10 protein-coding genes are annotated in these 12387 nt (G+C 53.0%); 8 read left to right on the forward strand and 2 right to left on the reverse strand.

The window, feature by feature from the left end; all coding sequences use genetic code 11:
* The first annotated feature begins 168 nt into the window (after positions 1-168).
* From GYMC10_RS06725 to pepT, 5 genes are all read left to right on the forward strand, one after another.
* Positions 169-2139 carry a tetratricopeptide repeat protein gene (locus GYMC10_RS06725; protein WP_015733858.1) on the forward strand — a complete coding sequence of 657 codons (1971 nt, stop codon included), beginning with the start codon at positions 169-171 and terminating at the stop codon, positions 2137-2139.
* A 145-nt stretch (positions 2140-2284) separates the two neighbouring features.
* On the forward strand, positions 2285-3046 hold the full coding sequence (locus GYMC10_RS06730; protein ID WP_015733859.1) for a methionine ABC transporter ATP-binding protein: 762 nt from the start codon (positions 2285-2287) through the stop codon (positions 3044-3046).
* On the forward strand, positions 3039-3737 hold the full coding sequence (locus GYMC10_RS06735) for a methionine ABC transporter permease (protein WP_015733860.1): 699 nt from the start codon (positions 3039-3041) through the stop codon (positions 3735-3737). The genes GYMC10_RS06730 and GYMC10_RS06735 overlap by 8 nt, the downstream gene beginning before the upstream one ends.
* A 56-nt stretch (positions 3738-3793) precedes the next feature.
* Positions 3794-4630, forward strand: coding sequence for a MetQ/NlpA family ABC transporter substrate-binding protein (locus tag GYMC10_RS06740; protein ID WP_015733861.1), 837 nt, complete (start codon positions 3794-3796; stop codon positions 4628-4630).
* Positions 4631-4775: 145 nt separating this feature from the next.
* Positions 4776-6008 carry a peptidase T gene (gene pepT, locus GYMC10_RS06745; protein WP_015733862.1) on the forward strand — a complete coding sequence of 411 codons (1233 nt, stop codon included), beginning with the start codon at positions 4776-4778 and terminating at the stop codon, positions 6006-6008.
* Between the two features lie 72 nt (positions 6009-6080).
* Here pepT and GYMC10_RS06750 read toward each other — a convergent pair whose 3' ends face one another.
* A complete protein-coding gene (locus GYMC10_RS06750) occupies positions 6081-6965 on the reverse strand; it encodes a helix-turn-helix transcriptional regulator (RefSeq protein ID WP_015733863.1) in 885 nt (294 codons plus the stop codon).
* A gap of 191 nt (positions 6966-7156) precedes the next feature.
* Between GYMC10_RS06750 and GYMC10_RS06755 the strand changes: the two genes are divergently transcribed.
* Together GYMC10_RS06755 and GYMC10_RS06760 are read left to right on the forward strand one after the other, a co-directional pair.
* Positions 7157-8455 (forward strand): alpha-glucosidase/alpha-galactosidase, encoded by a 1299-nt coding sequence (locus GYMC10_RS06755; RefSeq protein WP_015733864.1) that lies wholly within the window; start codon positions 7157-7159, stop codon positions 8453-8455.
* 173 nt (positions 8456-8628) lie between these two features.
* A complete protein-coding gene (locus GYMC10_RS06760; RefSeq protein ID WP_015733865.1) occupies positions 8629-8973 on the forward strand; it encodes a hypothetical protein in 345 nt (114 codons plus the stop codon).
* A gap of 68 nt (positions 8974-9041) precedes the next feature.
* Here GYMC10_RS06760 and GYMC10_RS06765 read toward each other — a convergent pair whose 3' ends face one another.
* Positions 9042-10295: a sensor histidine kinase gene (locus tag GYMC10_RS06765; protein WP_228468782.1), complete on the reverse strand. Its 1254-nt coding sequence runs from the start codon at positions 10293-10295 to the stop codon at positions 9042-9044.
* A gap of 246 nt (positions 10296-10541) precedes the next feature.
* Here GYMC10_RS06765 and GYMC10_RS06770 point away from each other — a divergent pair, with 246 nt between their 5' ends.
* Complete coding sequence (locus GYMC10_RS06770; RefSeq protein WP_015733867.1) at positions 10542-12365, forward strand: ABC transporter substrate-binding protein; 1824 nt, start codon at positions 10542-10544, stop codon at positions 12363-12365.
* Positions 12366-12387 lie beyond the last annotated feature (22 nt).

Below are 12387 nucleotides of genomic sequence, written 5' to 3' on the forward strand. Positions count from 1 at the left end.
ATACAATATAATAGGATACACACCGAAAGAGGAGCCTGCAGGAGGTTCCTCTTTAATTTGGGTGCAAATGGACATAGAGGAAGTATAATATAGAGATAAGGCGAAAGCTGCCCCGGCTCTAATCATAGGAGCCCAAGAATAACATCTACATACAAAGGATGAGCCACCATGAAGTTGATGAAGCGGATCTGGTTCCGTATCGGGAACCATTACAGGAAGAAGCGGGATTTTGAGCAAGCCCTTAAATATATGAGAAAAGGCGAAAGCGCCATTACAAGTTTTAATGACAAGTTGCACTATGCGGAACTGCTGCACAACAGCGGCTATTCGGATGAGGCCGTGGCTTATCTGGGACGCGTGATCGAAACGAGCGGCAGCCATCGCGCGTACGAGCGGCGCGCCCATATTTTGCGGGAGCTGAACCGGGAGCGCGAGGCCATCGAGGATTTGGATGAAGCGATTCGATTGAATGCGGACAATTATATGAATTGGTATACCCGGGGCATTGCGCACAAGGATTTGAACCAGTACGACGAGGCGATCCGGGATCTAAAGGAAAGCATCAAGCGAGAGGACGACAGCACGGTAATTTCGACCTACTATGAACTGGGCATGGCCTATTACGAGAGCCGGAACCCGGCGGAAGCGGCGCGCTATTTTCGTTTAAGCATCCAGAAGCCGGAGCGCGCCATTCCGATGTATTACTACATGCTGTCGGTGTCGCTGGATCTGATGGATCATGTGCAGGAAGCCGTGGGCGTCCTGCAGGAGGGAATCCAGCTGGCTGACCGGTATGAAGCGGAAGCGGATGGCGGATATGCGCTGTTCGCGGGAAGCACCAACTACAGCTATGGCGCATTCCAGACGTTTCAGCGGCAAGCGCGCGAGGCGTATTCCTTCCGGAAGCCCATGGCGGATCTGTACGTGCAGCTGGGGGATTTGGGGCAGGCCGAGCACTATCTGTCGGAGGCCATTGAACGGTATCCGGATTCGTACGAACTTTACTTAAAGAGGGCGGAGGTCTTGAACCGGTCCGGCAGCAAAGCTGCGGCCAAAGCCGATTTGGAGTGGGCGATCGAGGCGGAACCGGACGATTACCGCGCTTATTTCGATTTGGCCCGTATCTACCGCGAGGATGCCCGGGAAGAGGAAGCCTTCGAGCTGATTTCGAAGCTGTATGCGAGACAGCCGGATTCCCCGCTGGCTTGCTACTGGATGGCCGACTGCTACTACCGGCTGGGTCGCCAGGAGGAGGCGCTGGCGATCAATGACAAGCTGCTTAAGCTTGAGCATGATGACGCGCCCAATTATGTGCAGCGTGCCGATATTTATATGGAGATGAACGATCTGCCGTCTGCGGAGCAGGCTTTGAAGGAAGCGGCCGCGCTCCAGGACGGGACCGAAATCCGCAACAAGCTCAGCTACGTGCTCTATCTTCAAGGACGCAACGAGGAAGCGCTGCTGGAGCTGCAGGAAGCGGTTAAGCAGGAGGAAGCCTTCTCCGAGCACCCGACGTACCTGGCGGCCAGCGGTCATATTTACAAGGAGATGGGCATGTGGGACCTTGCCATCGACGCGTATTCCCAGGCGATTCAAGCGCATCCGTCCAATCCGCGATTCTATGAATTCCGCGCCGTTTGCTTCGTGGAGACCGGCCAGCTCGAGCGGGGATTGGCGGACTGCGCTCAGGGGCTCAGCTTGAACCCGGGGCAGGGAAGCCTGTATAGCCTGCGAAGCGGAATTTATTATTCGATGGGAGACTACGCGCGCGCGAAGGAGGATACGCTGCAAGTGCTGGAGCTTTCGCCGGGTCATCCCGGGGCATATTTCAGGCTGGGGCAGATTTATTACAAGGATCAGGACGAAGATGCGGCATTGGCTGCCTTTGACGAGGTGCTGAAGGTGGTGCCCGAGCATGCCGAGAGTTATCTGTACAAAGCGCATATCTATTACGGCCAGTTTGAGCATGAAGATGCGGTGCAGGCGATCGTGAACTGGAGTTTGCATCTTCAGAAGGAGATGCCGGCTGCGGAGAAAATCCAAGCCATCGAAGGCCTGGAGGGTTTTGAGGAAGGTTTGCTGGATAAGGCGGTTGAACGCTTAACGGGCATGTATGGACATCAGCTTTATTTATCTTGAGAGCATGCACTTTCTGGCAGTGGGCAAGGGGTGTCACATTTTGTCTAAAATTATGGTATGATTCAATTGTTGTTGCAGCATCATGTGCTCGCAGGCGGTATCGCCACGCGGGCTTTCTTCATGTGGCAAGGAGGGGGATGTTAGGATGATCTCGCTGCAAGAGGTCAGTAAAAGCTATGGCAACGGCGCGGACCGTTACCTGGCAATCGATGCCGTCTCTCTCGATATTGAAGAGGGCAGCATACACGGCATCATCGGCGCCAGCGGAGCCGGTAAATCGACGCTGCTGCGCATCATGAACGTACTGGAGAGACCGGACGCCGGCAAAGTCTCGGTGAATGGACGGGAGCTGACTGCCCTTGGCGGCAGGGAGCTTCGGGAGGCAAGAAGGTCCATCGGCATGATCTTTCAGCTGTTCCAACTGGTCAGCAACCGGACGGTATGGGGCAACGTGTCCCTGCCGCTTGAGCTGGCAAAGGTACCGAAGGCTGCCCGTGCGGAGCGCGTTCAGGAGGTCCTGCGCTTTGTCGGGCTGGAGGATAAAGCGAAGTCATATCCTGCTCAGCTTAGCGGCGGCCAGAAGCAGCGGGTAGCGATTGCCAGAGCCTTGGCCAATTCGCCGACCGTATTGCTGTGCGATGAGCCGACGTCTTCCCTGGATCCGCGGACGACGGCGGATATTCTGGATGTGTTAAGACATATTAACCGGACGCTGGGGGTTACGATCGTCATCGTCTCGCACGAAATGGACGTGGTGAACGGCATTTGCGACCATTTGTCCGTGATGGAGGACGGCCGCTTGACCCGAACGTACCGTAATCGCCAACAGGATGGAGAGGTGCCTCGAGGTACCGGAACTCCAACTAACGGTGCTGAAGAAACGGGGGGACTGGGCTTCTATGAATGACATCATTCAATACGTGAACGATTATTTGGCCTATGTCCTCCAGTATCAGCATGAAATATGGCGGGCGATCGGCGAGACGTTCATTATGGTGGGCATTTCGATTGCTGCCGCTATAATACTGGGTCTTCCGGTCGGAACACTGCTATTTCTGTGCCGAAAAGGACAGCAGTATGAGAACCGGCTATTGTTCTCCATTCTGAATGCGCTGGTCAACGTTATACGGTCATTTCCGTTTCTGCTGCTTGTCGTTGCCATGATTCCGGTCACAAGGTGGATTGTCGGTACATCGCTCGGCACGGTGGCCGCTGCCGTGCCGCTATCCGTCGTAGCAGTTGCCTACTACTCCAGATTGGTTGAGCAATCCCTGCTGGAGGTGCCGAAGGAAGTGATGGAGGCCGCCTCTTCCATGGGGGCCTCCACGATCCAGATGATATTCAAGTTCCTGTATGTGGAGGCCAGGTCGGGTCTTGCGCTCGGACTGACAACCTCCACGATCAGTTTTATTTCGTACTCCACGGTCATGGGGATCGTGGGCGGGGGCGGCGTCGGGGATTTCGCGATCCGCTACGGGTACCAGCGATTCGAGGAAGAGATCATGACGTTTACGATCATCATCATGATCATTCTGGTACAATCGATCCAGTTCGGCGGGAACCTGGCTTCCAGGCTGCTGGACAAAAGAAAAGTATAATTGCGGTTTTGAACATGCTTGCACAGATTCTATTTTTTACCTGGAGGTAACCTAAAATGAATAAGAAATTATCGCTGCTTCTGCTGACCCTCATGCTTGCGCTTGCGGGCTGCGGACAGCAGCCAGCCAAGGACGAAGCCCCGGAGAGCGCGGCGCCCGAAGGGAAAGAAGAAGTGACGCTGAAGGTCGCAACGCTCATTCCGCCGATGACGGAAGTGCTAGAGCTCGTGAAGCCGATGCTGAAGGAAGAAGGCATCAATCTGGACATCCGAATTCTGTCCGATAATGTGCAGCCGAACAATGCACTTGCCCATAATGAGGTGGATGCGAATTTCTTCCAGCATGTACCGTACATGGAAGAGTACAATGCGAACAACGGGTCGGAACTGGTTCCGGTCACGCCGATCTATAATGCCGTTTTCGGCGCGTACTCCAAAAAATACAAAACCATCGAAGAGCTTCCGGACGGCGCAACGATAGCGATTCCTAACGATCCTTCCAACATCGGCCGATCCCTGGTGATGTTTGAGAAGAACGGTCTGATCGAGCTGAAGGAAGGCGTCGGCATCCAAGCGACGCAGGCCGACATCGTCGAGAACCCGCATCAATACAAGTTCACCGAGGTGGATCTGCTGATGCTGGCCCGCACCCTCGACGACGTCGATATGGTGGCCATGACGCCGGCCTATGCCAAACCTCTGGGACTGACGCCTAAGAAGGATGCACTGGTAACCGAGGGCAACGACTCCGATTTCACTATTACGCTGGTGGCCCGCAAGGATAACGTGGATTCCGAGCCGATTCAAAAGCTCGCCCAGGCGATGACCAGCCCCGAAGTGAAGAAATTCTTCGAGGAGAACTATTCCGAGATCGCGCTCCCGGCTTTTGAATAAATCAACGTTTCATTTTGGCCATAGCCTGACCGCTCCCCTGGTTTTCGGGGAGCGGTTATTTTTTTGAGCGCAGGCAAATATGGTATACTCTTGATGGATTTGAGAGGTGCACCTTACATACCATACGTATTGGAGTTGAGAATTTATGAAAAAAGAAGTAATCGACAGACTCATTACCTATGCGCAGATGGATACGCAATCCGACGAGAACAGCCACACTTGCCCTTCTACCCCGGGGCAGCTGACGCTGGGCCGGCTGCTGGTGGACGAGCTGAAGGGCATCGGCATGCAGGAAGTCACCATGGATGAGAACGGTTATGTGATGGCCACGCTTCCGGCTAACACGGATAAACCCGTCCCGACCATCGGCTTTTTGGCACATATCGATACGGCGACCGATTTTAAGGGTGCCGGCGTCAAACCGCGGATCGTCGAACAATATGACGGACAAGACATCGTTTTGAATCAAGCGCAGAACGTGATCCTCTCCCCGCAAGATTTTCCGGAGCTGAGCGGTTACAAAGGACATACGCTCGTGACAACGGACGGCACAACGCTGCTGGGCGCCGACGATAAAGCGGGCATTGCAGAGATCATGACGGCGATGAATTACCTGATCCAGCATCCGGAGCTGAAGCACGGCAAAATCCGCGTGGCCTTCACGCCCGACGAAGAGATCGGTCGAGGACCGCATAAATTCGACGTGGAGGCCTTTGGCGCCAAATACGCGTATACGATGGATGGGGGGCCGCTGGGAGAACTGCAATACGAAAGCTTTAATGCGGCGGCCGCGCTCGTGACTTGCAAAGGCAAGAATGTCCACCCCGGAACGGCCAAGGGCAAAATGGTCAACGCGGCGAAAATCGCCATGGAGCTGAACGGCATGCTCCCTTCGGAAGAAGCGCCTGAACATACCGAGGGGTATGAAGGCTTCTTTCATCTCACTTCCATCGAAGGCGATGTGGAGGTGACCGAGCTTCGTTATATTATCCGCGACCATGACCGGGAGCTGTTCGAAGGCAGGAAGGCCAAGCTGGCTTCCATCGTCGAAGAGCTTCAGGACAAGTATGGAGCCGAGCGGATCGTGCTTCAGATGAAAGACCAATATTACAATATGCGGGAGAAAATCGAGCCGGTCAAAGAAGTGGTCGACATCGCGCAGACCGCGATGGAGAAGCTGGGAATCAAGCCGATCATCGAACCGATCCGCGGGGGGACCGACGGTTCCCAACTGTCGTACATGGGCCTGCCGACACCGAACATTTTTACGGGCGGGGAGAACTATCACGGACGATATGAATACGTGTCCGCCGACAATATGGTACTGGCCGTCCAGACGATTATCGAGATTGTCCAGCTGTATGAGGCGCAGGCATAAGTTAAAAGGCAGTTGGTGTTATTTATAGAAGAGCTCCCGGCATTCATGCCGGGAGCTCTTTTCATATCAGGATCATGTTTTATTCGAGCTTTTTTCCAGGCTGTACTTATATTCGCTGGGGGTCATGCCTGTCCATTTGCGGAACTGCTTGGAGAAATAGAGAGCGTCGTTGAAACCGACGGAGGAGGCAATTTCATGGATGGAGAAGGACGATCTCATGAGTGCTTTGGCCTTCTCGATGCGTACCTTCATGAGGTACTGCATGGGCGAAAGGCCCGTATGCTGTTTGAACATCTTGGACAGATGGGCCCGGTGATAGCCGAGTGCCTTCGCCATCTGATCTATGGACAGCTGCTGGTGATATTGGGTCGAAATCCAGCGCTCCGTCTGTCTCACGCCCCGCTCAATATCCGGCACGTCATTGGAGCTCGACGGTAGATGCTCGCGGTTTAACATGGCCAGCTTATGGAGCAGCAATCGGAGCCACCCGGATGCCTGAAGATCCTCCAGCCAAGGGTGATCCGATTGGTTAAACCCGAGACGCAGATGACGGTACATCTCGGCCAGGTCGTTCAGTTCGGTTTCTTCCGTGCAGCGGATAATCGGCCTGACGGGTGTAACGCCCATATCAGCCAGCAGCAGGTTGGTGCCTTTCTCCTGCAGAGCCACCCAGTTGTAGTGCCAGGGATTCCGGTCGTCCGCTTCATAGCTGAACAGAACGCCGGGAAGGATCACGAAGGTATCGCCTGCCCGGCAGTGATGCACCGTGCCAGCGCATTCGAACACGCCTTGGCCTGTCAGGACGGTGTGAATAAGGCAGTAATCATGGATGATGGGCCCGATTTTGTGGCGGGGTACGGGCATGCCTTCGCCGCTGAACAGAATGTTCAGGTCATGACCCCCGGGCGAAGGGTTCATGCCAATCGTATAAAGGGTGTGGTCCGGCAAAATGGACATCTTTTTGGCTCCTCCTTAAACGTGTGCGAAATCGATCATTGAGCGGATATGAGATAGAGTTAGATTACATAATCGCACGACAAATGTCCATATGGCACTTGTTTTGCTCCATATTCAAAAAAGGCCGATTATCTTATAGTTAGTCATGTGAAAGCGTATTAATTTATGGAGTTTAAGGAGGGCATTTATTGATGTCTAAGATTACATTCATCGGAGCAGGAAGTACCGTATTTGCCAAAAACGTCCTGGGTGATTGCATGCAGACGCCGGCTTTGCAGGGATTTGAACTTGCTTTGTTTGATATTGACCCCGTTCGTTTGAAAGACTCGGAGAACATGCTGAATAACATAAAGAAAACCAGCGGCAGCACCTGTGTCGTAAAATCATACGGCGACCGCAAGGAAGCGCTTCGCGGAGCAAAATACGTCATTAACGCGATTCAGGTTGGAGGCTATGACCCGTGCACGATCACGGACTTCGAGGTTCCGAAGAAATACGGGCTAAGACAGACGATAGCGGACACCGTGGGAATCGGCGGAATATTCCGCAACCTCCGCACCATCCCGGTCATGCTGGATTTCGCGGCTGATATGCGGGAGGTTTGTCCGAACGCCTTGTTCCTCAACTATACGAATCCAATGGCAGTGCTGACCAATGCCATGAACACGCTGGGCGGCGTGCAAACCGTAGGTCTGTGCCACAGCGTTCAGGCATGCATCCCGCATCTGTTCGATAATTTGGGAATAGACAAGGAAGGCGTGCAGGCCAAAATCGCCGGCATCAACCATATGGCATGGCTGCTTGAGGTAACGAAGGACGGCGTGGACCTGTATCCGGAAATCAAGAAGCGTGCGGCGGAGAAGCAGAAGGAGAAGCACCATGATATGGTCCGTCTCGAGATGATGCTGAACTTCGGTTACTACATTACCGAATCGTCCGAGCATAACGCCGAATACCATCCGTATTTCATCAAGCGCAACTATCCGGAGCTGATCGAGCGCTTTAACATCCCGCTGGATGAATATCCACGTCGCTGCGTGAACCAAATCGAGGGATGGAAGGCAATGCGCGAGGATCTGGTCAACAACCAGGATCTGACGCACAACCGCTCCCATGAATACGCATCCTACATTTTAGAAGCGATCGAGACCAATGTTCCGTTCAAAATCGGCGGCAATGTGATGAATACGGGACTGATCACGAACCTTCCGAAGGAAGCCTGCGTCGAGGTTCCGTGTCTGGTCGATGCCAGCGGCGTGACGCCGACCTATGTTGGCGATCTGCCTCCGCAGTGTGCCGCGCTGAACCGCACAAATATCAATACCCAGCTGCTAACGCTGGAAGCCGCGGCAACCGGCAAGAAGGAGCATATCTATCATGCGGCGATGCTGGATCCGCATACGGCTGCCGAATTGTCCATGGATGACATCAAGAGCCTGTGCGACGACTTGATCGAAGCGCACGGAGACTGGCTTCCTAAATACCAGTAAGGAAGAATGGGTGAACGAAAGTAACGCAAGGAGCAGGGGATCCTCCCCGCTCCTTGCTTTTTTTTGAAGCGCAATGGATGGGCCGATGTTACACTAAACCTAATGATGACTCGTTTTGCCTGTCACTCTATGTTAATGAAAACTGCTTAAGCAGGTATATGGAGGTTTGCGGTATGAAGCTGAGGCTGTTTATGTGCCTGCTGTTCCTGTTTACGGCAGGATGTACCCGTGATGTAACGGTGTTCGAGTCCGCGGTTTATTCGCTGGAAGACGACAGGATTGCCGTGGATTGCTCCGACGAAGTGAATCGTAACCGGAAGAATCACACGGATGAGGGGTACCACTGTGAGGTGCTGGTCACCGAATCGACTTCCCTGAAGGCAAGTGGAGGAGGAGCTATCACGCTGGATGAGCTAAAGGAAGGCGATCTTATCCGCATCACGTTAAAAAAGCCGTTGAACATAAGCAAGAACAACAGAAGTTTTGAGGCCAAAGAAATTATGCTGCAAGCCCAATAAAACAGAGACGCTCTTTCACTGCGAAAGACGTCTCTCTTTTTCGTAAAACGGACCTCGTGCGTCATCGCTTACGGGTTCAGTTTCGCGCGCGGGAGCGTGATGAGAAACACAGTTCCCGATCTTGGCGAGCTTCGTACCGAGACGCTTCCGTTCATGGCGCGGATGGCTTGATAGGAGAAGGTGAGCCCAAGCCCGGTGCCGCTCATTTTGGTGGAATAGTAGATCGAACCGAGACGGCTTAGCTGCTCGGGTGTCATGCCGATCCCGTTGTCCTTGATTTCCACGGCCACCTGGTCCGTTTCTTCATAGACGGTAATGTTGACCATGCCGTTGTCGACGTCTTTGCACGCCTCGATCGCATTCTTAATAAAGTTGACCAGCAGTTGCTTGAGCTCTGCAGGACTCCCCGAAATGTAGAGATTCGACTGGGGAGAGTCCGTGCTGAGGGTGACGTTGCTCATATTGGCATATGAAGTCATAAGCTCAACGACGGACTTGATTTGGGCGGTAAGCTCGATTCGCTGCTGGAACGGCAAGTGAGGCTTGCTGATCGAGAGGTATTCGGACAAGATCTGTTCGGTTCGGCGAATTTCCTCCATGCTGATTTCTAGGAATCGTTCGGTCTTTTCCGGAGGGAACGTGCCGCTTTTGATCAATTGCAGGAACCCTAGCACGGTGGTCAGCGGATTGCGGACCTCATGGGCAAGGGAGGCGGCGACATGATTCACGGCTTCGGCTTTTTCATTCTGGATATACCGCAGATAAAGCTCCTTGTCGGATACGGACTTGTTAAACAGGGTCACGAGAAGCCATATCCCGAGCGAGTTATGAACCGGCATGGCTAAAATATTAAAAACAAAGTAATTCATGATGTAGTCAGGCTTGGTTATATAGAGTACCAGGAGCGGAAGGACCGAGAAGCTGATGCCGGCTATAAAAATGATCCATAATTTGTGTTTGCTTCGGTGATACAGGAATGACAGCAGAACGGACAGCGGGAACGTAAAGATCAAGATTATAATGGCGTCGATCGTGCCGGATCCGCCAATGTACAATCTGTAGATTAGAAATTCCACGAGCAGAATTGCCCCTGTCAGGAACCCTCCGAACAGCATGCCGAAGAACATAATGACATACCGTACGTCAAAGATCAGACCGCTTTGGACAGACGAAGCAAAGGTCATGGACAGCAGCATGCACAGCGAACAAATGACAATGATGAAATTACGGGAATAGTTGACTGTCAGTTTTCTGTAATAGATGTTGTATGCAACAAAAGGCATCAATGCAAACAACAGCTGCAGCAAAACATCTTTGATCACAGGCAGTAGGCCCACCCCTTTGAAGAGTATCGGATCGTCCGCTAGATTACCATGTCCATTCAAGTTCGACGTCAAATGGAAAAATCCTTGAGGCTTGAATAAAAATGACAAAAAAAATAATTCGTACTCAGATCGAAACGAGGTACATATAAATCCATCAAGAAAGCGCTTGCAGACAACCGATGTTCGACTCGGATACTCAGCACTTAAGTGAGAACACATTTCCATGAATGGGAGGGTTCACAAGTGAAGCTGAAAACCGTTCTGAGACCCATGTTCATTCTATTGCTGGCCGCGTCTTTTTTTGTCGCAGGGTGCCAAAGCGTAACGCCGCCGCCGACAGCATCAGAAACACCGCCGCCTAATGAAGGAGTTAAGACGCCCGGAGGAAGCGAAGAACCGGCACCGCAGGGCGATGCGAAAGCAACGCCGAGAAACGAAACGCTTTACGTGAACGGCTTGCAATGGGGAGCGCCCACGAATTTCAACCTGCTTAGCGGAAACCCGGCGTTTCCGATCAACTACGGAAATTCGAGGGAACTGGTGTATGAAACGTTGTTTATGGTCAACCAGCTCACAGGCGAGTTAGAGCCGCTGCTTGGGACCAAGTACGAATGGACCGACGATCTCAACTTGCGGATCGAGCTGAACCAGGATGCCAAATGGAGCGACGGCAAGCCGTTCACCTCCGACGATGTCGTCTATACCTACCAACTTGGCAAAAAGTATGACATCAACTGGAGCAGCTTCTGGACGTACATCGAGGACGTAACGGCAGACGGACCGCAGACGGTGAACATCAAACTCAATAAAGACAATCCGAACAAGTTGACGGTGCTCGACAGCATTGAGATCATGCCGATGCTGCCTAAACATGTCTGGGAAGAGGTCGAGAAGAAAGCCAATAACGACCTTGCCGCCATTCGGAAGGAAGTCAACGAGGACCCGGTCGGAACAGGCCCTTATAAAATGTATTTTTACAATGACCAGAAAATCACGATTATACGGGACGATAACTATTGGGGCCAGAAGCTCTTTGGCAAGCTGCCGGCTCCAAAGTACATCACGCATGTCATCTATAAAGATAATGCCGCGGGCGATCTGGCGTTCAAGAGCGGCCAAGTCGACGTATCGCAGCAGTTTATTCCGCAGGTATGGAAAATGTGGGAGGGCGGAGCTCCGGTCAAAACCTATATCAAAGAGGCGCCTTATTATGTGCCGGGCTCCATGCCGTCGATTTTCTTCAACATGACTAAGGAAGGGCTCGACAATGCGGATGTTCGCAGAGCGATTGCCATGGCAATTGACTACGGCAAAATCTCGGAGCTGGCCATCAGCGGCTACTCCGCCCCGATGGAGCCGTCATTGACGCTCAATACGGAGGCCGAAGCGAAATATGTGGACCAGGCGGCCATCAAACCGCTCCAGTGGACAACGGACGTGGAGGCGGCCAATGCGCTGCTTGATTCCATCGGCGCCGCGAAAGGGAAAGACGGCATCCGCGTTCTGAACGGTACCCGACTCGGTCCGTTTGAGATTGAATGTCCGTACGGCTGGTCGGATTGGAACGCGGCGCTTGAGATCGTCGCCCAGAACGCGAAAGCGATCGGCATCGAGATTCGGACCAAATTCCCGGAAGCGCCGGTATGGACCAATGATCTTCAGACCGGCAAGTTCGACATTATCATGAACACGCCTGCGGGCGGAGTCAGCCCGAGCCAGCCGTGGAACCGCGCCATGACCATCATGTACTCCAAAGGCGTTGCGCCAATGGGCGAAATGGCATTCTACAACTGGGGCCGATACAAGAACGATCAGGCGGATGCCATCATCGAGAAGATTCCTACCATTTCGGACGAAGCCGAATTGAAAGCGCTCTACACCGAATTGACCCAAATCTGGTTGAAGGATATTCCGTCGATTCCGCTCATGTATCGTCCATGGGTATTCGATACGGTTAATGAATCGGTCTGGAAGGGCTTCCCGACCGAAGGGGACGGCAGCAACATCCCTCCTCAAATTTCCATGGACGGGGCCGGCATCAAGTCGCTGTATCAGATTCATAACTGAGGATATAACTCATTGAACGAAG

Origin of the sequence: Paenibacillus sp. Y412MC10 (genome assembly GCF_000024685.1) — a bacterium.
Lineage (GTDB): Bacteria > Bacillota > Bacilli > Paenibacillales > Paenibacillaceae > Paenibacillus_AQ > Paenibacillus_AQ lautus_A.

Coding starts and splice junctions, on each gene's coding strand:
- GYMC10_RS06725 (WP_015733858.1), top strand. CDS start 169: ATGAAGTTGATGAAGCGGATCTGGTTCCGTATCGGGAACCATTACAGG.
- GYMC10_RS06730 (WP_015733859.1), top strand. CDS start 2,285: ATGATCTCGCTGCAAGAGGTCAGTAAAAGCTATGGCAACGGCGCGGAC.
- GYMC10_RS06735 (WP_015733860.1), top strand. CDS start 3,039: ATGAATGACATCATTCAATACGTGAACGATTATTTGGCCTATGTCCTC.
- GYMC10_RS06740 (WP_015733861.1), top strand. CDS start 3,794: ATGAATAAGAAATTATCGCTGCTTCTGCTGACCCTCATGCTTGCGCTT.
- pepT (WP_015733862.1), top strand. CDS start 4,776: ATGAAAAAAGAAGTAATCGACAGACTCATTACCTATGCGCAGATGGAT.
- GYMC10_RS06750 (WP_015733863.1), bottom strand. CDS start 6,965: ATGTCCATTTTGCCGGACCACACCCTTTATACGATTGGCATGAACCCT.
- GYMC10_RS06755 (WP_015733864.1), top strand. CDS start 7,157: ATGTCTAAGATTACATTCATCGGAGCAGGAAGTACCGTATTTGCCAAA.
- GYMC10_RS06760 (WP_015733865.1), top strand. CDS start 8,629: ATGAAGCTGAGGCTGTTTATGTGCCTGCTGTTCCTGTTTACGGCAGGA.